General features: G+C 65.3%; 23 protein-coding genes and 6 tRNA genes. 1 reads left to right on the top strand and 28 read right to left on the bottom strand.

The features are described from left to right. Positions 1 to 353 precede the first annotated feature (353 nt). From HAV22_RS11095 to lepA, 16 genes are all read right to left on the bottom strand, one after another. A tRNA-Cys gene (locus HAV22_RS11095) sits at positions 354 to 427 on the bottom strand. Positions 428 to 500: 73 nt separating this feature from the next. Beyond that, positions 501 to 576, bottom strand: a tRNA-Gly gene (locus HAV22_RS11090). A gap of 25 nt (positions 577 to 601) precedes the next feature. Next, positions 602 to 677 (bottom strand) — tRNA-Gly (locus tag HAV22_RS11085). A gap of 33 nt (positions 678 to 710) precedes the next feature. After that, positions 711 to 786: transfer RNA gene (locus tag HAV22_RS11080), tRNA-Gly, on the bottom strand. 41 nt (positions 787 to 827) lie between these two features. Further along, a tRNA-Gly gene (locus tag HAV22_RS11075) sits at positions 828 to 903 on the bottom strand. 78 nt (positions 904 to 981) lie between these two features. Beyond that, positions 982 to 1,057 (bottom strand) — tRNA-Gly (locus HAV22_RS11070). Between the two features lie 81 nt (positions 1,058 to 1,138). Then, entirely contained in the window at positions 1,139 to 1,723 is a 585-nt protein-coding gene (gene pgsA, locus HAV22_RS11065) for a CDP-diacylglycerol--glycerol-3-phosphate 3-phosphatidyltransferase (RefSeq protein ID WP_166859119.1), read from the bottom strand. Positions 1,724 to 1,864: 141 nt separating this feature from the next. Further along, on the bottom strand, positions 1,865 to 3,733 hold the full coding sequence (uvrC, locus tag HAV22_RS11060; RefSeq protein WP_166859145.1) for an excinuclease ABC subunit UvrC: 1,869 nt from the start codon (positions 3,731 to 3,733) through the stop codon (positions 1,865 to 1,867). A gap of 143 nt (positions 3,734 to 3,876) precedes the next feature. Beyond that, on the bottom strand, positions 3,877 to 4,290 hold the full coding sequence (gene acpS, locus HAV22_RS11055; RefSeq protein WP_166859118.1) for a holo-ACP synthase: 414 nt from the start codon (positions 4,288 to 4,290) through the stop codon (positions 3,877 to 3,879). Beyond that, a complete protein-coding gene (gene pdxJ, locus HAV22_RS11050; RefSeq protein ID WP_166859117.1) occupies positions 4,290 to 5,069 on the bottom strand; it encodes a pyridoxine 5'-phosphate synthase in 780 nt (259 codons plus the stop codon). The genes acpS and pdxJ overlap by 1 nt, the downstream gene beginning before the upstream one ends. Before the next feature lie 22 nt (positions 5,070 to 5,091). Then, a complete protein-coding gene (gene recO / locus HAV22_RS11045; RefSeq protein WP_166859116.1) occupies positions 5,092 to 5,910 on the bottom strand; it encodes a DNA repair protein RecO in 819 nt (272 codons plus the stop codon). Between the two features lie 22 nt (positions 5,911 to 5,932). Continuing rightward, on the bottom strand, positions 5,933 to 6,859 hold the full coding sequence (gene era / locus HAV22_RS11040; protein ID WP_166859115.1) for a GTPase Era: 927 nt from the start codon (positions 6,857 to 6,859) through the stop codon (positions 5,933 to 5,935). After that, complete coding sequence (gene rnc, locus HAV22_RS11035) at positions 6,856 to 7,689, bottom strand: ribonuclease III (RefSeq protein WP_166859114.1); 834 nt, start codon at positions 7,687 to 7,689, stop codon at positions 6,856 to 6,858. Before rnc ends, era begins: the two co-directional genes overlap by 4 nt. Positions 7,690 to 7,753: 64 nt before the next feature. Then, on the bottom strand, positions 7,754 to 8,158 hold the full coding sequence (locus HAV22_RS11030) for a DUF4845 domain-containing protein (protein ID WP_166859113.1): 405 nt from the start codon (positions 8,156 to 8,158) through the stop codon (positions 7,754 to 7,756). 18 nt (positions 8,159 to 8,176) lie between these two features. Continuing rightward, positions 8,177 to 9,091, bottom strand: a complete 915-nt coding sequence (lepB, locus tag HAV22_RS11025; RefSeq protein ID WP_166859112.1) for a signal peptidase I — start codon at positions 9,089 to 9,091, stop codon at positions 8,177 to 8,179. 3 nt (positions 9,092 to 9,094) lie between these two features. Next, a complete protein-coding gene (lepA, locus tag HAV22_RS11020) occupies positions 9,095 to 10,888 on the bottom strand; it encodes a translation elongation factor 4 (protein WP_166859111.1) in 1,794 nt (597 codons plus the stop codon). 363 nt (positions 10,889 to 11,251) lie between these two features. Between lepA and HAV22_RS11015 the strand changes: the two genes are divergently transcribed. Next, a complete protein-coding gene (locus HAV22_RS11015) occupies positions 11,252 to 12,223 on the top strand; it encodes a hypothetical protein (RefSeq protein WP_166859110.1) in 972 nt (323 codons plus the stop codon). Here HAV22_RS11015 and HAV22_RS11010 read toward each other — a convergent pair whose 3' ends face one another. The 12 genes from HAV22_RS11010 to HAV22_RS10955 all read right to left on the bottom strand — a co-directional run bounded on the left by HAV22_RS11010 (position 12,224) and on the right by HAV22_RS10955 (position 23,131). Then, complete coding sequence (locus HAV22_RS11010) at positions 12,224 to 13,459, bottom strand: ATP-grasp domain-containing protein (protein WP_208296139.1); 1,236 nt, start codon at positions 13,457 to 13,459, stop codon at positions 12,224 to 12,226. It abuts the gene before it with no gap. Then, the gene (locus tag HAV22_RS11005; RefSeq protein WP_166859109.1) at positions 13,456 to 14,904 is read right to left on the bottom strand and encodes a pyridoxal phosphate-dependent decarboxylase family protein; all 1,449 of its coding nucleotides are present in this window, start codon (positions 14,902 to 14,904) and stop codon (positions 13,456 to 13,458) included. Before HAV22_RS11005 ends, HAV22_RS11010 begins: the two co-directional genes overlap by 4 nt. Before the next feature lie 75 nt (positions 14,905 to 14,979). Then, on the bottom strand, positions 14,980 to 15,249 hold the full coding sequence (locus HAV22_RS11000) for a glutaredoxin family protein (protein WP_166859108.1): 270 nt from the start codon (positions 15,247 to 15,249) through the stop codon (positions 14,980 to 14,982). After that, positions 15,246 to 16,700, bottom strand: a complete 1,455-nt coding sequence (locus HAV22_RS10995) for a DegQ family serine endoprotease (RefSeq protein ID WP_166859107.1) — start codon at positions 16,698 to 16,700, stop codon at positions 15,246 to 15,248. Before HAV22_RS10995 ends, HAV22_RS11000 begins: the two co-directional genes overlap by 4 nt. 144 nt (positions 16,701 to 16,844) lie before the next feature. Then, entirely contained in the window at positions 16,845 to 17,150 is a 306-nt protein-coding gene (locus HAV22_RS10990; protein WP_229421179.1) for a sigma-E factor negative regulatory protein, read from the bottom strand. A gap of 100 nt (positions 17,151 to 17,250) precedes the next feature. After that, a complete protein-coding gene (gene rpoE / locus HAV22_RS10985) occupies positions 17,251 to 17,853 on the bottom strand; it encodes an RNA polymerase sigma factor RpoE (RefSeq protein ID WP_166859106.1) in 603 nt (200 codons plus the stop codon). 70 nt (positions 17,854 to 17,923) lie between these two features. Then, complete coding sequence (locus HAV22_RS10980) at positions 17,924 to 18,454, bottom strand: protein YgfX (protein WP_166859105.1); 531 nt, start codon at positions 18,452 to 18,454, stop codon at positions 17,924 to 17,926. 128 nt (positions 18,455 to 18,582) lie between these two features. After that, entirely contained in the window at positions 18,583 to 19,827 is a 1,245-nt protein-coding gene (gene fabF / locus HAV22_RS10975; protein ID WP_166859104.1) for a beta-ketoacyl-ACP synthase II, read from the bottom strand. Between the two features lie 25 nt (positions 19,828 to 19,852). Then, positions 19,853 to 20,092, bottom strand: a complete 240-nt coding sequence (gene acpP / locus HAV22_RS10970) for an acyl carrier protein (RefSeq protein ID WP_036168404.1) — start codon at positions 20,090 to 20,092, stop codon at positions 19,853 to 19,855. A gap of 178 nt (positions 20,093 to 20,270) precedes the next feature. Next, positions 20,271 to 21,008, bottom strand: coding sequence for a 3-oxoacyl-ACP reductase FabG (fabG, locus tag HAV22_RS10965; RefSeq protein WP_166859103.1), 738 nt, complete (start codon positions 21,006 to 21,008; stop codon positions 20,271 to 20,273). A 37-nt stretch (positions 21,009 to 21,045) separates the two neighbouring features. Further along, positions 21,046 to 21,993 (bottom strand): ACP S-malonyltransferase, encoded by a 948-nt coding sequence (gene fabD / locus HAV22_RS10960; protein ID WP_166859102.1) that lies wholly within the window; start codon positions 21,991 to 21,993, stop codon positions 21,046 to 21,048. Positions 21,994 to 22,150: 157 nt separating this feature from the next. Beyond that, positions 22,151 to 23,131 carry a beta-ketoacyl-ACP synthase III gene (locus tag HAV22_RS10955; protein ID WP_166859101.1) on the bottom strand — a complete coding sequence of 327 codons (981 nt, stop codon included), beginning with the start codon at positions 23,129 to 23,131 and terminating at the stop codon, positions 22,151 to 22,153.

Raw genomic sequence — 23,131 nt, 5'->3', positions numbered from 1 at the left:
GCCAAAGCAAGACACCCATCGACTAGTACGGAGCATCGCTTACACCGGCCGCGTCGTAAACTCCAGTCGTCGTGCCGGCTGAGTCTTGGTGAAATTGAATGAGAGCGGCCGGCTACGCGAAGATTTGACGGTAGTTTTAGTGGTATCTCTGCGCGGCAAAGCGGCGAACTCTAGTATTCATGTGAGTTCTTGACCTTCTGCGGATCCACGGACACAGAGTTACGGAGGTCGACGCGCGGCTCATAACGCCGCAGTGCAGATCTTGAGACCGTTGGGAAATTCAAACCGGCCTAGAAGCCGCACAGCGTGTTACTGACGTAGATCAGCGCACATGCGCTGATCCACAGATATGCTGGAGGCGAGGACGGGAGTCGAACCCGTCTAGACGGCTTTGCAGGCCGCTGCATAACCGCTTTGCTACCTCGCCTGAGGAGACTTGATAATGCCACAGCGACCGGTTATTCGTCGCAGCGACACGAGAAGGCTGGCTTCTCTGAAACTGGAGCGGGAGAAGAGTCTCGAACTCTCGACCTCAACCTTGGCAAGGTTGCGCTCTACCAACTGAGCTACTCCCGCATTGGTACTACCATCGTGAATCGCTTGGAGCGGGAGAAGAGTCTCGAACTCTCGACCTCAACCTTGGCAAGGTTGCGCTCTACCAACTGAGCTACTCCCGCTTAGGAGTTCATCACGTTACTGCCGCAAAACACTGGAGCGGGAGAAGAGTCTCGAACTCTCGACCTCAACCTTGGCAAGGTTGCGCTCTACCAACTGAGCTACTCCCGCATGGAGTCCTACTTTACTGCCCCAGCCTCATCCGTGATGAGTGGAGCGGGAGAAGAGTCTCGAACTCTCGACCTCAACCTTGGCAAGGTTGCGCTCTACCAACTGAGCTACTCCCGCGTTGCTGGAACTTGCGATTATCTCAGATTTTTTACTGCTTTCCAAGACAACCTTTTCGTTACGGCCATCTGCAAACGCTGGAGCGGGAGAAGAGTCTCGAACTCTCGACCTCAACCTTGGCAAGGTTGCGCTCTACCAACTGAGCTACTCCCGCTTCGTTTGCCGCGATGTCTTCGCAACAGGCAGGCATTATAGAGATGCTGAGCTATGTGTCAAGGATGACTTGGCAGAAAGCTTATATCGTCCCGGACTTTTCCTTGATGAGCGGCCAGGCGCGGCGCAGATAGTAGAACATCGACCAGACCGTCAGCACGCCCGCCACCCACAACAGCAGCTCGCCGCAGCGATGGATGTCGAGCACGCCGTCGAACAGTGGATCGTGGAACAGCAGCAGCGGGATGGCGACCATCTGCGCCGCCGTCTTGATCTTGCCGAGCGAGCTCACCGCGACGGACTTGCGCGCGCCGATCTCGGCCATCCATTCCCGCAGCGCGGAGATCGTGATCTCGCGGCCGATGATGATGAAGGCGATGATGGCGTTCACGCGGTCCAGTTGCACGAGCACGAGCAGCGCACCGGCCACCATCAGCTTGTCGGCGACGGGGTCGAGGAAGGCGCCGAAGGCCGACGTCTGGTTCCAGCGCCGCGCCAGGTAGCCGTCGAACCAGTCCGTGATCGCAGCGACGATGAAGACGAGCGTGGCGGCCAGGTTGCGGTCGGTCACGTGCAGCCAGTGTTCGGGGAGGTAGTAGACGCCGACGACGAGCGGAATGAGGGCCACGCGTAGCCAGGTCAGGAAAATCGGGATATTGAAAGGCATGGGTGAGGCTATCGGAGCTCTGCTTGTTATGTTTCGTGCGCGCTAGTCTACATGGCTCTTGCCTATTAAACCAGTTGCGCCGCCCGAACGCGCCCCGTCAATACGGGCGCAAAAGAAAACCGGGCCAGGCCCGGTTTCCGTTCAGTGCAGCTGGCGGTAGATCTCTTCGGCCAGGGTGCTCGAGATGCCCTCCACCTGCATCAAGTCCTCGACGCTCGCATCGATCACGCCTTTCAGGCCGCCAAAGCGCGCCAGCAGCTTCTGGCGGCGCTTGGCACCGATACCCTCGATCTCTTCCAGGCGCGACGCCTGGCGCGTCTTGGCGCGCTTGGCGCGCATGCCCGTGATGGCGAAGCGGTGCGCCTCGTCGCGGATCATCGCCACGAGCATCAGCGCGGCCGATTCCTTGCCCAGCTCCTGCGGCGGGCGGCCGTCCGCGAAGATCAGCGTCTCCAGGCCCACGCGGCGGCCCTCCCCTTTCGCCACGCCGACGATGTTGCCGATGTCGAGCCCCAGCTCCGTGAACACCTGGCGCGCCATCTCGACTTGCCCCTTGCCGCCGTCGATCAGCGCGATGTCCGGCATGACGCCCTCGCCGTTCGCCACCTTTTCGTAGCGCCGCATCAGGACCTGGCGCATGGCGGCGTAGTCGTCGCCCGGCGTGATCCCGGCGATGTTGTATCTCCGGTATTCGCCGTTCTGCATCTGGTGGTGGTGGAACACGACGCACGACGCCTGCGTCGCCTCGCCCGCCGTGTGGCTGATGTCGAAGCATTCGATGCGCAGCGACTCGAGGTCCTCGTTGTCGATGCCCAGCACCTCCGCCAGCGCGCGCGTGCGCGACTGCTGCGAGCCCTGCTCCGACAGCAGCCGGGCGAGCGAGATCTCCGCCCCCTTCTGCGCCAGTTCCAGCCACTGGCGGCGCTGGCCCTGCGGCTGGAACACGAGGTTGATGCGGTGGCCGCATTGCTCCTGCAGTGCCATCATCAGCTCGGGCTGGTCGAACTCGATGTTCAGGATGATTGAACCCGGTACGAACTTGTCGCCGTAGTGCTGCGCCATGAACGCGGCCAGCACTTCCACTTCGATCGGGCATTCATCCATGGCCTCGCCCACCTGCGTGGGGAAGTACGCGCGGTCGCCCAGGTGGCGGCCACCGCGCACCATCGCGAGGTTGACGCATGCGCGCCCGCCCTGCACGACGACGGCGATGACGTCGACGTCGGCATCGCCCGTCGTCTCCATGCTTTGCTGGTGCAGCACGCGCGACAGCGCCTGGATCTGGTTGCGCACGCTCGCCGCCTGCTCGAACTTCAAGTCCTCGGCGTAGGCGAGCATCTTCTTCTCGAGTTCTTCCAGCACTTCGGTCTGGCGCCCGCGCAGGAATTTCGCGGCATTGTCGACGTCGCGCTTGTAGTCCTCCGGCGCGATGAGGTCGACGCACGGCCCGCTGCAGCGGCCGATCTGGTGCAGCAGGCAGGGCCGCGTGCGGTTCGCGAAGACGCTGTCCTCGCACGTGCGCAGCATGAATACCTTCTGCAGCAGCTGCATCGATTCCTTCACGGCCCACGCGCTGGGGAACGGCCCGAAGTACTGGTTCTTCTTGTCCAGCGCGCCGCGATAATAGGCCATGCGCGGATAGTCGCCGCCCGTCAGTTTCAGGTACGGGTACGATTTATCGTCGCGGAACAGGATGTTGTAGCGCGGCTTCAGACTCTTGATCAGGTTGTTTTCCAGGATCAGGGCTTCGGCCTCGCTGTGCGTCACCGTCGTCTCCAGGCGCGCGATCTGCGACACCATCATGGCGATGCGCGGGCTGGTCAGCGTCTTCTGGAAATAGCTGGACACGCGCCTCTTGAGGTTGCGCGCCTTGCCGACGTACAGGACCCTGTCTTCCGCATCGAAATAGCGGTAGACGCCCGGCAGGTCGGGCAGCTTGGCCACCGTCGCCAGGACTTGTTCGCGCGCCGCCTCGGTGGGGCGCACGGGAGATTCGGCATCCTTCGTCATCGTCGCGATCAATTCCTCTTTCATGGCTTGCCACGCATCCGGGCGGGCGCGTGGCACACGCACCAAAGCCGGTTCCGGCTTGCGCCGCGCAGCCTTCGGCCGCGCGGGTACTACGACTTCGTCTTTCACTTCCGCTACACCTGCTAGGTCGCGGACGCTCCTTCCGGGGCCTGGGTGACGATGACGAACGCGACGCCGTAATCGGCTTCGTCGCTGATCGTCACCTGGGCCGTGAGCCGGTGCGTCCGCATGAATTCTTCGAGCGCCCCGCTGCACACGATGACCGGCTTGCCGCTCGGGGCGTTGAGCATCTGGGCCGAGCGCCACGTCATGGGCATGCGCAGCCCCAAGCCGATCGCTTTCGAGAACGCCTCCTTGGCCGAGAACCGCGTGGCCAGGAAGCGCAGCCCCCGCACCTCGTTCTTGGCGCGGCGGGCGTGGTATTTGACGAGTTCCTCGGGGCCGAGGATCTTTTCGGCGAAGCGTGGGCCGCTGCGCTTCAGGGCAGCCTCGACGCGCGAGATCTGGACGATGTCCGTGCCGATCCCGTAGATCATCACTGGCCTTTCGCCGCGTACGAGACGCCCAGGCGCGCGGCGACCATGATCGCCTTCATCTCGCGCACGGCGTTCTCGAAGCCGGCGAACAGCGCATGCGCGACGATCGCGTGGCCGATGTTCAGCTCATGGATGTCGGGGATCGCGGCGATCGGCTGCACGTTCGTGTAGTGCAGGCCGTGGCCCGCGTTCACGCGCAGGCCGTGCTGCACGCCGGCGCGTACACCGACCTTGATGCGTTCCAGTTCATGCGCCAGTTCTTCCGCGGTCGAAGCCTCGGCGTAGCGCCCCGTGTGCAGTTCGATCACGGTGGCGCCGACGGCGGCGGCGGCTGCGATCTGCTGCTCGTCCGCGTCGATGAACAACGACACGCGGATGCCTTCTCCCTTCAATTGGCGGATCGCGGCCTCGACTTCCTTCTGGTAGCGGATCACGTCCAGGCCACCCTCGGTCGTCACCTCTTCGCGCCGCTCGGGCACGAGGCACACGTCCTGCGGTTTCACCTTGCACGCGAAGTCGATCATCTCCTGCGTGACGGCCGCTTCCAGGTTCATCCGGGTCGCGAGCTGCGGGCGGATGGCGAGGACGTCGGCGTCCTTGATGTGGCGGCGGTCTTCGCGCAGGTGCAGGGTGATCAGGTCGGCGCCGGCCTGCTCGGCGATCAGCGCGGCGCGCAGCGGGTCGGGATAGACGGTGCCGCGCGCGTTGCGGACGGTGGCGATGTGGTCGATGTTCACGCCCAGGTCGATCACCTGGCCGGCGGGTTGCAGGAAGCTCATGGTCGTAGTCTTTGCTTTGTGTTTAAAGCTGCATCAGGTCGATCAAAATCTGGCGCGTGTTCAACGGCGCGCCACCCAGTTGATAGGCGAGCAGGAAGCGCATCAGCTGCTTGCTCTGCGCCTTGGTCTGCGGGTCGGCGTAATCCTCGCGTTCCATATCGACCAGCGTCTTGCCGGACACCACCGGCCACGACTCCACGGCCTGCGCCGTGCGCGCGCCGCGCTCCGGGTCGACGACGTACAGCCCCTCCGGCTCGACCGGGGCGCGCGTCGTCGTGCAGCGCGTGAGGTCCGCGGCGACCCCGGTCTCCTTAAGTAAGGCCCGTTCGAATTTTCGCAAGGCGATCGGCGCCGGTTCGCCGTGCGCCAGTTCGTTGAGGGTCGAGACGTAGTGGTTGAACAACGCGGGATGCGGGTCGTCGCGGGCCAGCAGTTTCACCAGCAATTCGTTCAGGTAGAAGCCGCACAGCAGCGCCGTCTTCTCGATCGGGAGCATGCCACCGACCCATTCGGCGTCGATCAGGGTGCGCAGTTCGGACTTGCCGGAGAACGACACGGACAGCGGCTGGAACGTCTGCAGCACGCCCCGCAGCTTCGAATGCGGCCGCTTCGCGCCCTTCGCGACGACGCCGATGCGGCCGTGGTCGCGCGTGAACAGGTCGACGATGAGGCTCGTTTCCTTGTACGGATAACTGTGCAGCACGAAGCCCGGTTGGCCGGCCACGCGCCCCTCGCGCGCGGGCGCGCGGCGCTTGCTCACTGGCGTCGCATGCGGGGCATGCGACGCGGCTGAGTGCGCGTCGTTATCGTTGTCGATGAGTGCGTCGTCGCGGCTCGGCATGCGTACGCTCCCGCCCGGCTCGTTACTCGTAGCCGTAAGCGCGCAGGCCCGCTTCGTTGTCGGCCCAGCCGGATTTCACCTTGACCCAGATTTCCAGGTACACGGGACCGCCGAACAGTTTTTCCATGTCGAGGCGGGACTGCGTGGAAATCTCTTTCAGGCGCGCGCCCTTGTTCCCGATGATCATGGACTTGTGCGTGTCGCGCTCGACGAGGATGGCGGCGAAGACGCGGCGCAGGTTGCCCTCTTGCTGGAATTGTTCGATCAGCACGGTGCTCGTGTACGGCAGTTCGTCGCCCAGCAGGCGGAACACTTTTTCGCGCACGATCTCGGCCGCGAGGAATTTCTCGCTGCGATCAGTGATGTCGTCCGGGCCGAAGATCGGCGGGTTTTCCGGCAGATGGCGGCGGATCTCGCCTTCGAGCGCATCGACCTGGAAGCGCAGCTTCGCGGACACGGGCACGACGGCGGTGAAATCGCGCAGACCGGCGACCTTCGCCGCGAACGGCATCAGCTCGGCCTTGTCCTTCATCCGGTCCGACTTGTTGATGACGAGGATGACGGGCACGTTCTTCGGCAACAGGTCCAGCACTTGCTGGTCGGCGGGGCCGAAAGTGCCGGCCTCGACCAGGAACAGGATCACGTCCGCCGCCGTCAGCGTGTTCGACACGGTCTTGTTCAGCGTCTTGTTCAGCGCGTTCGCGTGGCGGGTCTGGAAGCCCGGCGTGTCGACGTAGATGAATTGGGCGTCGTCGCGGGTCTGGATGCCCGTGATGCGGTGGCGCGTCGTCTGTGCCTTGCGCGACGTGATCGACACCTTGGCACCGATCAGCACGTTCATGAGCGTCGACTTGCCCACGTTCGGACGGCCGACGATGGCGATGTAGCCGCAGCGGAAGCCTTCCGGGGCGCCTTCGGTGGTGTCGTTGGGGGTGGTTTCGGTGTTCATGCTGACGGGTTTCCTGACTGCTGTTGCGGTGATTGTTTCTGCTGCGTTTGCGGCTCCTCGGCCTGCACCGTCAGCTCGCTCTGGTCGGTGGCGATGCCGGCGAGCTTCAGTTGCGCGGAGCGGGGCCGCGATTTGCGCGTGGCCGACGGGCTCTTCTGCAGCAACTGCTCGGCCGTCTCCAGCGCGAGCCGCGCCGCCGCCTGTTCGCCGGCACGCCGGCTGCCGCCGCGGCCGAACACCTGGATGCCCAGCTTCGGCACGAGACACTCGATCTCGAATTCCTGGCTGTGCGCGGCGCCGTGCGTGGCGACGACATTGTACGTGGGCAGCGAGATCTTTTTGCTCTGCAAGAATTCCTGCAGCAAGGTCTTCGCATCCTTGCCGAGCGTACGGGGGTCGACGGTATCGAGCAGCGGAATGTAGAACGAGCGGATCGCGTCGCGCGCCGCGTCGAAGCCGCTGTCGAGGAAGATGGCGCCCAGCAGGGCTTCCAGCGTATCGGCCAGGATCGACGGCCGGCGGAAACCGCCGGATTTCAATTCGCCCTCGCCCAGGCGCAGGAATTGCGACAGTTCCAGCTTCTGCGCGATCTCGAACAGCGACTGCTGCTTGACGAGGTTGGCACGCAGCCGCGACAGATCGCCTTCGGCCAGCGTGTTGAAGCGTTCGTACAGGATCGAGGCGACGACGCAGTTCAGGATCGAGTCGCCGAGGAATTCCAGGCGCTCGTTATGCACGCTGCTGTGGCTACGGTGGGTCAGCGCCTGTTGCAGCAGGCCGGGGTCCCGGAACGTATAGCCTAGGCGGGTTTGCAATAACTGAAGATTCATGGTCGTACCAATCTAGTGGGCCGGCGCCGCGCGCCGATCCCGCCCGCGCGCCCGCCCGGCTGTGTTACTTCGTGTCGGCCTTGGCGGCAACGACGCCGCTGGGGTCGGTGGTGCCGGCAAAGTCGAACAGCAGGCTGACGTTGCCTGCCAGCGGCACGCGCTTTTCGTAGGCGAAGCTGATTTCCGTCGAACCGCCGTCGCGCGTGATCACGAGGTCGCGGCCGGAGATCGCGCTGACGTCGTTGACGCCGGCGTTCTTGTCGAACGCCTGCTCGATCTCGCGCACGGAGCCGCTGCCGGCGTCCGCCTTGGCCTTGACGATCGCATCCTTGACGGAGCGGTATTCGATGAACGCCGGCGTCACCTTGATGACCACCAGCGCCAGCGCGCCCAGCACGATCAGCACGACGATCAGGCCCGACAGCGAAACACCGCTCTCCGCACCGATCCGATATTTGCCACCTTTCATTTCACCCTCCGCGTCGGCTTAGTGGATACCGCCGATGCGCTTCAGGTTGCTGAAGTTCATCCAAACAAACACAGCCTTGCCGACGATGTTCTGGTCCGGCACGAAGCCCCAGTAGCGGCTGTCTGCGCTGTTGTCGCGGTTATCGCCCATCATGAAATAATTGCCCTCCGGTACGATACAGGTAAATCCATCGTAGGAATAGGTGCAATTTTCGTGATGGGGGAACTCCTCCACGGCGCCCAGGTTGACCGTCCGCGCGCTGTCCATGTTCAGGATGCGGTGCGGGGCATTCGGCAGCTTTTCCAGGAATTGCTTATGGTATACCGGGCGCTCGTCGTCGAGGTAATCGTCCATCGGCGCGTAGTCGATGGGCTGGCCGTTGACGGTCAGGCGCTTGTTCTCGTAAGTGATTTTATCACCCGGCAGGCCGATCACGCGCTTGATGTAGTCCTGGCTCGGATCCTTCGGGTATTTGAACACCATGACGTCGCCCCGCTGCGGATTGCCTACTTGCACAATCTTCTTGTTCACGATAGGCAGGCGGATGCCGTAGTCGAACTTGTTCACGAGGATCAGGTCACCCACGAGCAGCGTGGGCACCATCGACGACGACGGGATCTTGAACGGCTCGAACAGGAACGAGCGCAGCACGAACACGAGCGCGATCACGGGGAAGAAGCTGCCGGAGTATTCGACCCACGTCGGCTGGCGCAGGATCGCGGCTTCCAGCGCGGCGCGGTTGCCGTTGTCCAGCTTGATGCCGTCGGCCGTCAGCTTGGCGGAGCGCGCGTCGAATTCCGCGAGCGCGGCGTCCGCCTTTGCGCGGCGCTGCTTCGACAGGACGAACACATCCAGGCACCAGATGACGCCCGTGATGACCATGGCGACGAACAGGATTAACGCAAAATTCCCTAGAATCGGTTGCAGGTTCATTGCTTATTTTTCTTCCACTTGGAGGATGGCGAGGAACGCTTCTTGCGGGATCTCCACCGAGCCCACCTGCTTCATGCGCTTCTTGCCGGCTTTTTGTTTCTCGAGCAGTTTCTTCTTACGGCTGACGTCACCGCCATAGCACTTGGCCAGCACGTTCTTGCGCAGCGCCTTGACGTTCTCGCGCGAGATGATCGTCGCGCCGATCGCGGCCTGGATCGCCACGTCGAACATCTGGCGCGGGATCAGTTCGCGCATCTTCGCGGCGACCTGGCGGCCGCGGTAGGCGGCGTTCGCGCGGTGCACGATGATCGCGAGCGCGTCGACCTTGTCTCCGTTGATCAGCATGTCGACCTTCACGACGTCGGACGCACGGTATTCCTTGAACTCGTAGTCCATCGACGCATAGCCGCGCGACGTCGATTTCAAACGGTCGAAGAAGTCCAGCACGATCTCGGCCATCGGGATCTCGTACACCAGTTTCACCTGGCGGCCGTGGTAGCTCATGTCCATCTGCACGCCACGCTTGCCGGTGCACAGGGTGATGACTGCGCCAACATATTCCTGCGGCATGTACAGGTTGACGGTGACGATCGGCTCGCGCACTTCCTCGATCTTCGACACTTCCGGCATCTTGGAGGGGTTGTCGACCTTGATCATGGAGCCGTCGCGCATCACCACTTCGTACACGACGGTCGGGGCGGTCGTGATCAGGTCCTGGTCGAATTCGCGCTCCAGGCGTTCCTGGATGACGTCCATGTGCAGCAGGCCCAGGAAGCCGCAGCGGAAGCCGAAGCCCAGCGCCTGCGACACTTCCGGCTCGTACTGCAGCGCGGCGTCGTTCAGCTTCAGCTTTTCCAGCGAGTCGCGCAGCGCGTCGTACTGGTTCGCTTCCACCGGGAACAGGCCGGCGAACACCTGCGGCTGCACTTCCTTGAAGCCGGGCAGCGGCTCCGGTGCCGGACGCGAGGCCAAGGTGACGGTATCGCCCACTTTCGCGGCCTTCAATTCCTTGATGCCGGCGATGATGAACCCCACCTGGCCGGCCTTCAGTTCCGGCAGCTGCACGGAGCGCGGCGTGAACACGCCGACCTGCTCCACCAGTTGCTGGGAATCCGTCGCCATCAGCAGGATCTTGTCTTTCGGGCGCAGCGTACCGTTCTTCACGCGCACCAGCATCACGACGCCGACGTAGCTGTCGTACCACGAGTCGACGATCAGCGCCTGCAGCGGTGCGTCCGGATCGCCTTCGGGCGGCGGCACTTTCGCGATCAGCGTTTCCAGCACGTCTTCCACGCCCAGGCCCGTCTTCGCGGAGCAGGTGGTGGCGTCGGTGGCGTCGAGGCCGATGACGTCCTCGATTTCCTGCTTGGCGCGGTCCGGATCGGCGTGCGGCAGGTCGATCTTGTTCAGGATGGGCACGACTTCCACGCCCAGGTCCAGCGCCGTGTAGCAGTTCGCGACCGTCTGCGCTTCCACGCCCTGCGACGCGTCGACGACGAGCAGCGCGCCTTCGCACGCGGACAGCGAGCGCGACACTTCATAGCTGAAGTCGACGTGGCCCGGGGTGTCGATCAGGTTCAGGTTGTAGACCTGGCCGTCGCGCGCCTTGTACGACAGCGCCGCGGTCTGGGCCTTGATGGTGATGCCGCGCTCGCGCTCCAGGTCCATCGAGTCGAGCACCTGCTCGTCCATTTCACGTTCCGACAAGCCGCCGCACAACTGGATGATGCGGTCGGCCAGCGTCGATTTGCCGTGATCGATGTGGGCGATGATGGAAAAGTTACGTATGTTTTTCATTAACAAACTCAAAACCAAAAAGAGCGGCACGCGGCCAGGCCGGCAGCTTCGGTGCAGCCGGCGCAATACGAAAAAAGCGCCGCGTCTGGGGGACGGAAGGTTCCCCGGGCGAGCGCCTTATCGGGCGAGTCGCGGCGCACAATGGCCGCGGCTGGACCCGCAAGCTGGCCATTTTACCGGATTTCGAGGCAGAAAGCCCGGTTTCCGGGGGGAGCCCCTCGGAAAACGCGCCGGCCCGACGTCGTTTTCCCGCTTGCCGGGCTGTCAACATCGAAGGAATTTACTTTCCGAACGTCAAGTTCGCGCAGGAAGCGTCGTTAAAGGGACATCGGCGGCCCGCCGCCTTCCACGTCCGACATCATCATGATCTACACGTCCGAACCGCAAGCATGGAGCGCCCAGCTGCGCCAGCCCATCGGCGAGCGCATCCTGCCGCTACCCGGCGAGGTACGCGAATTCGTGCACCAGGTGAACATGGCGTCCGGGCTGGACGCCGTGCCCGTCCCGTGCACGCCGGACGGCGCGCTGCTGGCCGACCTGCGCGCGGCACTGGCCGGCATGCCCGCAGCCGTGCACGCCCTCGTCGGCCCGCTGCTGCTGGGTGTCTGCGTGGGCCGCGGCGTGGGTTCCTCGGGCGTGACGGACATCGTGGCCGACGCCGTCGACGGCCGCATCCTCGGCTGCATCGTGCTGCTCGACGTCGATCTGCTGGAAGCGCACACCGCGAATTCCTGGGCCACGTGGAAGGAAAACCTGCCGTTCGGCGGCCCCGGCTTTTCGCTCGCGGCGACGATCGCCGAGCCGCTCGACGACACGCGCGCGAACGCGCTGCAATTCCTGCTGCTGCATGAATTCGGCCACGTCGTGACCGCGGGCGGCACGTTCCTGCCGCGCTGGTGGGAGCCCGTGCCGGCGGCCACCTTCCCCTTCCTCGACCTGAGCTGGGGTGTCAATGCGCAAGGCCGGTTTGCGCCTTGGGAAGGCTCGGACTTCGCGCTGCGCGGCGTCGTCGACTTCTACGGCACCAACAAGCTGGACAGCGAAGCCATCGTGACCGCGTACTCGGGGCTGGAAGGCAGCGACTTCCCCAGCCTGTACGGCGCAACGAACCCGTACGACGATTTCGCGGAATGTTTTGCGAGCTATGTTCACCACGAACTGCTGGCCCGTCCGTACACGCTGCGCGTCGACTACGACGGCGTGCCACAGGCCACGCTCGACAGCTTCTGGGCGAGCCCGCGCAGCCATGCGAAGCGCGCGTTCATGCGCGCGCTGCTGGGCGAGCCGGCCGCCCTGCCCGTCGCCAACGACGCCCACGCGCTCGCGGCAGCCTGATCAGGCCCCCGGCTGCGCCGCCCGGTGCAGCATCGCCTCGAACGCGCGGAACACCTTGTCCATCGCGGGGCCCTTGTACGGGTACTTGCCGGGGTCGTCCATCGCGTGCACGACCATCGCATTGTCCACTTCGAAGATGAGCAGCCGGCCGTCGCGCGTCTCCGCACAGTCGATGCCCAGGTAGGGCAAGCCGATGCGCGCGTCGATCTCCGCCAGCGCGGCCGCGTGGCGCCGCGCGAAACCGTCGTCGAAGCCGGCCATGCCCGCGGCCTCCTCCGCCCGTTTGACTGCGCTGTCGTCCATGCCCGCGTTCAGGTAGTGCACCATCCAGTGCGACGAGATCGCCAGGTGGCAAATGAACGGCTTGCCGTCGATGAGCACGATCCGGTATTTGCGGAACTGGCCGTCCGCTCCCGAATAGTCCACGAACGGCGCCAAATAAAACTCGCCCGACGGCTGCGCCGCCAAGTACGTACGCAGCGCGGCCGCATCTTCGACTTTCTGCAGGTCGGTGCCCGCGTGCGAGTCGAGCGGGCGCACGATCAGCGGAAACGCTTCGCCCGGCAGCAGGGCCGGCGCGTCGAGCGCACCCTGCGCGAGCTGCTCGGCCGTCGCGCGCGCCACGCGCACCGTGCGCGGCATCACGATGCCCGTCGTGCCGTCCAGCTTCGCATGGGCGCCGTCGCGCGACAGGTGGGCGATGTGCTCCGGCCGGTTGACGACGGGCCGCGGCCAGCCCGCCACCATCTGCGCGACGTCGCGCAGCAGCACGACGTTCGCATCCGATTGCGCGATAGCGACGAACAGCACGTCGTGGTCGGGCACCTGTTCCGGGAACGGCAGCTCGGGCGACACGTATTGCACGTTGGCGGCGATGTCCGTCGTCTGCAGCAGGAATTCGATCGGCGTGTTGGCCATGAAGTCGCCGGGGCCCATCAGCACGAGCAGGTTCAACGTGGGCGTGCGCGCCGGTGCCGGCAGCGCGTACAGCGTGCGGGTGGCGAGCGCGTGACGCTGGATGTCCAGGCCCGCGTCGCGCTGCCCCAGCAACTGCAGCACGAAGCTGGCGTCCAGCCACGCGTTCGCATCGTCGGGATTCGCCTGCGCGCGCGCCAGCAGCATGTCGCCGATGGGGCGCAGGTCGTCGTGGTAGAACGCGCAGCGCATCAGCGTGGCCGCGCCGATCAGCGGGGCGTGCGGCGTGATGGCGGCGTCGAGGATTTCGGGTGTGATCATGGCGTGGCGGGCTGGGAGAGACGGCGGCCGGCGCGCAGCACGGCATCGACGAGCGCGTCGACGTCGGCGGGGCCGGTACGGTGGTTGACGATGGCGGCGCGAACCGCATAGTGGCCGTGAATCGTCGTCGCAGACGGCGCCACGCGGCCCTCGTCGTACAGCGCGAGCACGATCTCGCGGTTGACGCGCTCGGCGTCAGCGCACACGTAGCGGAAGCAGACGATGTTCAACGTGACGGGGGCCACCAGTTCCAGTTCCGGCTCGGCCGCGACGCGCTGCGCGAGATGGCGCGCCATCGCGCACGTGGCCGAGATGGAACGGCCGATGGCGTCGGCGCCGTAGACCTGGAACGTCAGCCACGTCTTGAGCGCGCGGAAGCCCCGCGACAGGTCCGGGCCGACGTCGCACGGCCACGCCGTGCCGGCCGCAAGGCCCCGCCCAGCGCGCTGCAGGTAGGCGGCCGGCGCCGCGAACGTGTCGAGCATGCGGTCGCCGTCGCGCGCCATGAAGTAGCCCGCGTCGTACGGCACCTGTCCCCATTTGTGGAAATCGAACGCGATCGAATCGGCGCGCTCGATGCCGGCGAGCAGCGGCGCGACGTCCGGCGCGAGCATGCCCAGCGCCGCGTACGCGCCATCGACGTGCAGCCACATGGCCCGTTCGTGCGCGAAGTCCGCCAGGCCGGCGAGCGGGTCGATGGCGCCCGTGTTCACCGTCCCACAACTGGCCACGACGAGGAATGGCCGCAGCCCGTTGCGGCGGTCTGCGTCGACCTGCGCGGCAAGGTCGTGGAGGTCCATGCGACCCGCGGCGTCGATCCGGACAGTACGCAGCGCATCGGTGCCGAAGCCCGCCATGTCCATCGCCTTCGCGATGCAGCCGTGCGCTTCCGTCGACGCGTACGCGCGCAGGTCGGCATGCGCCGCCAGGCCTTGCGCGCGCACGTCGCGCCCGAGCGCGCTCGTGCGCGCGACGACGACGCCCATGAAGTTGGCGATCGACGTGCCCGTGACGAACACGCCGCGGGCGCTTTCGGGAAAGCCGAACAGCGCTGCCATCCACGTGGACACCTGGCGCTCGACCTCGACGGGCGCCTGGTTGCGTCCACCGACGTTCGCGTTCAGCCCGCCCGCGATCATCTCCGCCAGCATGCCGACGGGCGTGCCGGCGCCATGCACCCAGCCCATGAAGCCCGGATGCGGATTACCGACGGTATAGGGAATGACATTATCCTGCAGGCTGCGATACGCGTCGGCCAGCGAACCGGGGTGGCGCGGCAACGGCGCACGCAGCGTCTCTTTCGCCTCGGCCGGCATCTCCTGCCACACGGGCCGCTCGCGGATGCCTTCCAGGTAGTCGAACATATCGTCCAGCATCCGGTGCCCGAGGGCGCGGATGTCGGTCCAGTCGTCGGGGTCCAGCGTAGCGTCGGGGCCGTCTGTCATGGGTGTCAATCAGGAATCGATGGCGCCGATTATCGCAGGTCGCGGCGCCTTCGATCCAGTGCACACGGTACGGTGCTAGGCTGCGGCCGTCTGCAGGCCGAGGTAGCGCCGCAGCGCCGCCTCGTCGAGGAAGTAATGGCACAGCTCCAACCCGGCCTCATCGACCAGCACGGGCACCAGTTCGTCGTAGCGGGCGACGAGGTCGGGGTCGGCATCGACGTCGACCACGTCCACCGAGTACGCCGCTCCCTGGCGCGCCATGAACGCCTGCAACGCCGCCAGCATGTCCTCGCACAAATGGCAGTACGAGCGCGAGTACAGCGTGAACCGTGGCGCCGCCGTCATTGGCGCGGCCGGATGACGAGGTAGCGCGACACGTTCTCGCGCCGCACCAGCAAGGCCACCGGTTTCTTCGCGTCGAGCTTGGCGACGAGGCCGTTGAACTGGCCCGTGCTCGTGATCTCGACGTTGTTCATCTGCAGGATCACGTCGCCCTGGCGGATGCCGGCCGATGCCGCCCGTCCTTCGGCGAACTCGACCAGCACGCCAGCCTCCGTCTTGAGCTCGCGCTTCTGCACCGCCGTCAGGTCGGACACGTGCAGGCCCAGCGCGTTCGGCGCCTGCTCCGGCGTCGGCTTCTTCGGCGTGGCCTTCGCCGTCGGCGATTTGTCGTCCTGCAGTTCGACGATGGTCACGGGCACGTCGAGCTGGGTGCCGCGGCGCCACACGGTAACGGTGGCGCGGGTGCCGACCGCGGTGCCGCCCACGAGGCGCGGCAGGTCGGACGAGCGTTCGATGTCCTTGCCGTTGAATTTCAGGATGATGTCGCCGACCTTGACGCCGGCCTTGTCCGCCGGACCGCCCGGCTCGACCATCGCGACCTCGGCACCGCGCGCGCGGCCGAGGCCCAGCGATTCCGCCACGTCCGTCGTGACTTCGCTGATCTGCACGCCGAGGCGGCCACGCGTGACCTTGCCCGTCTTGCGGATCTGGTCGGTGACGCGCATGACCTCGTCGATCGGCACGGCGAACGAGATGCCGTTGTACCCACCGGACAAGGTGGCGATTTGCGAATTGATGCCGATGACTTCGCCGCGCATATTGATCAACGGGCCGCCCGAGTTGCCGGGATTGACCGCGACGTCGCTCTGGATCAGCGGCAGGTACTCGCCCGTGTCGCGCGCCTTGGCCGAGATGATGCCGGCCGTCACCGTGTTCTCCAGGTTGAACGGCGAGCCGATGGCGATCACCCACTCGCCCACGCGGATCTTGCTGGAATCGCCGATCCGCACGCTGGGCAGGTTGCGCGCGTCGACCTTGAGCACCGCCACGTCGCTGCGGGCATCCGAACCCAGCACCTTGGCCTTGAATTCGCGACGGTCCGTCAACGTGACGACGACCTCGTCCGCGCCCTCGACGACGTGCGCATTCGTGAGCACATACCCGTCGTCCGAAATGACGAAGCCGGAGCCGACGCCCCGCTGCACGCGCTCTTCCTGTGGCTGCTCCACGGGTCCGCCGCGGCGTCCGCGCGGCGCCATCTGGCCGCCGAAGAAGCGGCGCAGGAATTCCTGCATCTCCTGGTCGGGCCCGCCCTGGTCCAGGCGGACGCGTTCGGTGGTGCGGATGTTCACGACGGCCGGGCCGACCTTGTCGACGAGGTCGGCAAAGTCCGGCAAGCCCGTGACGGGCGTGACGGCGACGGGAGCGGCCGCCTGGGCCGCCGGGAACAACATCAGACTCGCGCCCGCAAACACGAGGGCGGACAGGAGCGCGCTTCCAGTTTTGCTTGTCATAGGATCGGTATGGTCTGTGCTTGAATGGATCGTATGGTAAGACAAAAGTGCATTGTTGTCGCGTTAGCACGCCCGCGCCGGCGCCGGACGGGCCGGCAATGCGAATGGAGGCCCTGTGGCGGGCCGGAACGGGAGACGGCCGGCTCAGGTGGGGCCGGCGACGGTCTGGTCGAATTGCGGTGCCGCGCCGGCCGCGTCGGGTGCGGCGGGACGCTTGCCGGGCAACGTCTCGGCCGCGAGGCGTGCCGCCAGGCCTTCCGCGAAGCCGGGCGACAGGTCGGGCGCGGGCGCCGCGCGCAGCACGTCGCCGATCTGGTGGAAGCGCGCCCAGGCCTGCTCGCCGTCCGGGGTGTCCAGGGCGGCGAGCGCCAGTTCCTGGTCGGCATCCGGGAGCTCGCCGTCGCACAGCGCCGAGATGAGTTCGCGGTTTTTCTTGTTGGTGTCCATCATCGTTCCATCACGCCGGTGATCCTTCGTCTTCATCATCGGGAACCACGATACGACCACCGCCAGCGCCGGTCGTTCGCCATTCCTCCACGATCATCGCTACCTACCGACGTTTGTCCGCCGAGACATCGAGCAAGGGGCGCAATTTCTCGGCGATGACTTCGCGCGCCCGGAAAATCCGGCTCCGCACCGTACCGATTGGACACGCCATCACTTCGGAGATTTCTTCGTAGCTCAAACCTTCGATTTCGCGCAGGACGATCGCCGTTCGCAATTCCAGCGGCAAGGCATCCATGGCCGCGTTCACGGTATAGGCGATCTGCTTGCTGGCCAACATCGATTCCGGTGTATTAATGTCTCGCAAGCTATCCGCGTCGTCAAATCCTTCCGCACGTTCGGCATCGGTTTCCGTCGAAGTCGGTGCCCGCCTGCCCTGCGTGACCAGAAAATTCTTTGCCGTATTGATGCCGATCCGATACAGCCAAGTATAAAACGCGGAATCGCCGCGGAAATGGCGCAGTGCGCGGAACGCCTTGATGAACGTTTCCTGCACGACGTCTTCCGCCTCGGCCGGATCGTGCACGAGGCGCGACACCAGGCGCATCAGGCGGCGCTGGTACTTCCCCACCAGCAGGTCGAACGCCCGGCGATCGCCGGCCTGGACGCGCTCGACCAGCAGTTGATCACATTCGCGTTCGGTCGTCATTGCAATGCCCCGTTGGCTGCGGCGGCGTCCCTGTTATGCGGAAAGTGCTCGCCCTGCGGGCGGCGTTTCGTTAAGAGTTGGTCCGCTGCAATGAGTTCGTCGTGTCTTCGCATCCTTCGCCCGCATGCGGAAGGCGGCCGGCCACCGCCAGCGCGACCGCCAGCGCGCGCCAGGCCGCGGGCTCGACGCTGTCGCGCCACACGGCCAGCACGCGCGGCCTCGCGCCGGGCGCGGCGTACCGCACGAGCATCAGCATGGGCCAGATGACCGAGTCCGGCCGCAAGGCGGCAACGCCGCCTTGCGGCGTGCCGCCTTCCCGCGCGGCGCGATCCCGGCCGTCCACGTCCTGTTGTACCGTCACGCGCAGGTCGCCGGTTCCAGAAATATCAATCCGGTGCGTCTTTGGACGACGGGCCGCGGCGCCCAGCACGCACGCGCCGGCGCCCGCCAGCGCGAGGGCCAACTGAGGTGCCAGCAGGAACCGGTCGGGCGCCAGCAGCCCGACGGCAAGCGCCGACGCGCATTGCGCCAGGCCGCACCCACCCCACACGAGGCGCTGGGTGCGCGACGGCCTGACGAGCGCGGAGACCGCGATCGACATGGTGAGTCCAGTGGTGAGCGGGCGCCGGCCGGATCACGCGATGATCGCCAGGCCAGAAATGACAAACGCCCATTCCTTTGACAGGAATGGGCGCTTGAAAGTTCAGCTTCGTTGCGAAGATTCGAAGATCAGATCTTCGCGAAGACCAGCGTACCGTTGGTGCCGCCGAAGCCGAAGGAGTTTTTCACCGCGTAATCGATCTTCATGTCCCGCGCCGTGTTGGCGCAGAAGTCCAGGTCGCATTCCGGATCCTGGTTGAAGATGTTGATCGTCGGCGGCGACACCTGCTTGTGGATCGCGAGCACCGTGAACACCGACTCCAGGCCGCCCGCGCCACCCAGCAGGTGGCCCGTCATCGACTTGGTCGAGTTGACGACCAGTTTCTTCGCGTGGTCGCCGAAGGTGCGCTTGATGCCCTTCACTTCCGCGACGTCGCCCACCGGCGTCGACGTGCCGTGCGCGTTGACGTACTGCACCTGATCCGGGTTGATGCCGGCGTACCGCATCGCGTCGACCATGCAGCGCGATGCGCCGCTGCCGTCCTCGAGCGGGGCCGTGATGTGGTTCGCGTCCGCGCTCATGCCGAAGCCGACGACTTCCGCATAGATCTTGGCGCCGCGCGCCTTCGCGTGTTCATATTCCTCGAGCACCATCACGCCCGCGCCCTCGCCCAGCACGAAGCCGTCGCGGTCGCGGTCCCACGGACGCGATGCCGTTGCCGGGTCGTCATTGCGCGACGACAGCGCGCGTGCCGAGGCGAAACCGCCCAGGCCCAGCGGCGACACGGTCGATTCCGAACCGCCGGCGATCATCACGTCGGCGTCGCCGTATTCGATCAGGCGGGCTGCCTGGCCGATGCAGTGCAGGCCGGTCGTGCAGGCGGTCACGATCGCCAGGTTCGGGCCACGCAGGCCGAACTTGATCGACAGGTCGCCCGAGATCATGTTGATGATCGACGCCGGGACGAAGAACGGCGAGATGCGGCGCGGGCCGCGGCTGTCGTACTCCGCCTTCGTGTCTTCGATCATCGGCAGGCCGCCGATGCCGGAACCCACGAGCACGCCGATACGATCGCGATTGTCGTCGGTGACGACGATGCCCGAATCCTGTATCGCCTGGATGCCTGCGGCCATGCCGAAATGGATGAACGTATCCATATGACGGCCTTCCTTGCCCGGCAGGTAATCCTCGACGTTAAAGTTCTTCACCTCGCCCGCGAAGCGGGTGGAAAAAGGCGTTGCGTCAAACTTGGTGATGTTGGCAATGCCCGACTTGCCCGCCAGTGCTGCCTCCCACGCATCGGCAATGGTGTTGCCGATCGGAGAGATGCAACCCAGGCCGGTGACGACGACACGGCGGTTGCGTGAACTCAAGCGCTTCTCCTGAAATCCTGAAAGCTTAGGCCTTGACGTGTGCCTGTGCGTACTCGATAGCCTGGCGAACGGTCGTGATCTTCTCGGCCTGCTCGTCCGGGATTTCCATTTCGAATTCGTCTTCCAGGGCCATCACCAGTTCCACGGTGTCCAGCGAGTCAGCGCCGAGGTCGTCAACGAACGAGGAATCGATTTTGATGTCTGCTTCGGCAACGCCCAGTTGCTCAGCGACGATTTTTTTAACGCGTTGTTCGATATCCGACATGTTATGGCTCCATTAGGTATGTGTTGCGGAAAGTGCGCGCATTTTATCAGGCTTTGCGCGTTGTAAAACTATTTTCAGCGTCTGCCGCTAAATCGGCTGAAACTACTGCCAACTGCTGAGATTTCTTCGAAAAACGTGCCGGGCTTACCCTGCGAAAACAGGCCGGCACGCCCGGCCATCAATTCATGTACATGCCGCCGTTGACGTGCAGCTCGGTGCCCGTGATGTAGTCGGCCTGCGGGCCGGCCAGGAAGGCGACGGCGTGCGCGATGTCTTCCGGCTTGCCCAGGCGGCCCAGCGGGATCTGCGTCAGGAGCGCCTCGTGCTGGCCTTCGCCCAGCGCTTTCGTCATGTCGGTGTCGATGAAGCCCGGCGCCACGCAATTGACGGTGATGTTGCGGCTGCCGATCTCGCGCGCCAGGGCGCGCGTCATGCCCGCCACGCCTGCCTTTGCCGCCGCGTAATTCATCTGGCCCGGGTTGCCGGCCGCGCCCACGACGGACGTGATGTTGATGATACGCCCCTGCTTCGCCTTCATCATCCCGCGCAGTACCGCGCGCGACAGGCGCCCCACGGCCGTGAGGTTCGTGGCGATCACATTGTCCCACTCCTCGTCCTTCATGCGCATCGCCAATTGATCCTGGGTGATGCCGGCATTGTTGACGAGGATGCCGATCGTGCCGACGGTCTTCGTCACGTCGTCGATGACGGCGGCGCATTGCGCAGCGTCCGTCACGTTCAGCACGACGCCCTTGCCCCCGAACTCGGCGAGATAGGCGCCGATGGCTTCCGCGCCCGCGGGCGTGGTCGCGGTGCCGACCACTTTGGCGCCCTGGCGGGCCAGTTCGAGTGCGATGGCCTTGCCGATGCCGCGCGAGGCACCGGTGACGAGGGCGACTTGGTTTTGCAGATTCATTGAGTCCTCTTCTTCTTAAACGGGGGATATTGCGCGCTCAGCCCTTGATGGCGGCGAGCACGCGTTCCAGTGCGGCCTGGTCGACCAGTGCTTCGCCCACCAGCACCGGGTCGATCCGCTTGGCCATGCCGATCAGGGTCTTGCTCGGGGCGCATTCGATGACCTGCGTCACGCCATCGGCGGCCATCTTCTGCATGGTCTCGACCCAGCGCACTGGGCCGGCCGCCTGGCGCACGAGCGCATCCTTGATCGCAGCCGGATCGTTCAGGATAGCCACGTCGACGTTGTTGATCAAGTCGATCTGCGGTGCGGCGAAGTTCAGGTTCGCCATATAGTCGCGCAGGCGGTCCGACGCGGGCTTCAGCAGCGACGAGTGGAACGGCGCCGACACGGCCAGTTTCATGGCGCGCTTGGCGCCCTTGGCCTTGGCGATGTCGCAGGCGCGCTCGACGGCGGCCGTGTGGCCCGCGATCACGATCTGCGTCGGCTCGTTGAAGTTGACGGCTTCCACCACTTCGCCCGCATTTCCTCCATTCTCGGCTTCGGCGCACACGGCGCGGACGTCATCGGCCGACAGGCCGAGAATGACGGCCATGCCGCCCTGCCCGACCGGCACGGCGTCCTGCATGGACTGGGCGCGGAAGCGCACGAGCGGCACTGCATCCTTGAAGTCGATCACGCCGGCGGCGACGAGCGCCGAGTATTCGCCGAGGCTGTGGCCCGCGACGACGGCTGGCTTCGGGCCGCCCGCGGCGATCCACGCGCGGTACACGGCGACGGCGGCCGTCAGCATCACCGGCTGCGTGTTGGTGGTCAGGTCGAGGTCTTCCTTCGGGCCTTCGGCGATCAGCTTGCCGAGGTCCTGGCCCAGCGCCTCCGACGCTTCGGCGACCGTCTGGTCGACGACCGGGTTGCCGGCGAAGCCGTTCAGCATGCCGACGGCTTGCGCGCCCTGGCCCGTAAAGACAAATGCGAATTTACTCATCAAGTGCTCCTGTGGCTGGGGGTGCCCGCAAACCTACTGCACGTTGCATTTCTGGTCTGCGATGCTCGCCGTACCGTAAGTACGGCTGCGCTTCTCGACCAGAACTGCCGCCGCTCGCTACGGTTTGCGTGCCCCTTTTAGTATTGTTGTCGTGTTATTACATGCGCGCCAGGACGGCGCCCCACGTGAAGCCGCCACCCACGCCTTCCATCATGACGTTGTGGCCCGGCTTGATGCGGCCGTCGCGCACGGCGATGTCGAGCGCCAGCGGGATCGATGCGGCCGAGGTATTGCCGTGTTCGTGGACGGTGACGACCATCTTCTCGGCCGACAGGCCCAGCTTCTTCGCCGTGCCCGCCATGATGCGCAGGTTGGCCTGGTGCGGGATCAGCCAGTCGATGTCGCTTGCGGGCATGTGCGCATGCGCCAGCGCTTCGTTGGCGACCTTTTCCAGGACGGTGACGGCCAGCTTGAAGACGGCCGGGCCGTCCATGTACAGGTATTTCCGATTGCCGGACGCGTTTCCCGGATTCGAGGGGCCGCACAGGATGTCGCCGTAGCTGCCGTCCGCATGCAGCTTGATGGCCAGCACGCCCGGCTCTTCGGTGGCCGACAGCACGACGGCGCCGGCGCCGTCGCCGAACAGCACGCAGGTGGTGCGGTCATCGAAGTCGAGGATGCGCGAAAACACTTCCGTGCCGATCACGAGCACGTTCTTCGCGTGGCCCGCCTTGATGAACGCGTCGGCCGTCGACAGTGCATAGACGAAGCCGCTGCACACGGCTCCCATATCGAACGCGGCGCTGTTGTTGCGCATGCCGAGCTTGTTCTGGACGATGCAGGCCGTGCTGGGAAAGCTGCCGAAGAAGTCGGGCGTCGAGGTGGCGACGATGATCAGGTCGATCTGCTCCGCCTCGAGGCCGGCCGCTTCGAGCGCATTGCGCGCCGCGTACACGGCCAGGTCCGACGCGTTTTCGTCGGGCGCCGCGTAATGGCGCGCGGTGATGCCGCTGCGGGTGGTGATCCACTCGTCCGACGTCTCGATGCCCTTGGCGCCAAGGCGGGCCGCCAGGTCGTCGTTGGTGACGCGCTGAGCAGGCAGATAGCTGCCGGTGCCGATAATTTTGCTGTAAGTCAT

Origin of the sequence: Telluria antibiotica, assembly GCF_011682055.1 — a bacterium.
Classification (GTDB): Bacteria; Pseudomonadota; Gammaproteobacteria; order Burkholderiales; family Burkholderiaceae_D; genus Telluria; species Telluria antibiotica.
This window is presented reverse-complemented; position numbering and strand designations above follow the sequence as displayed.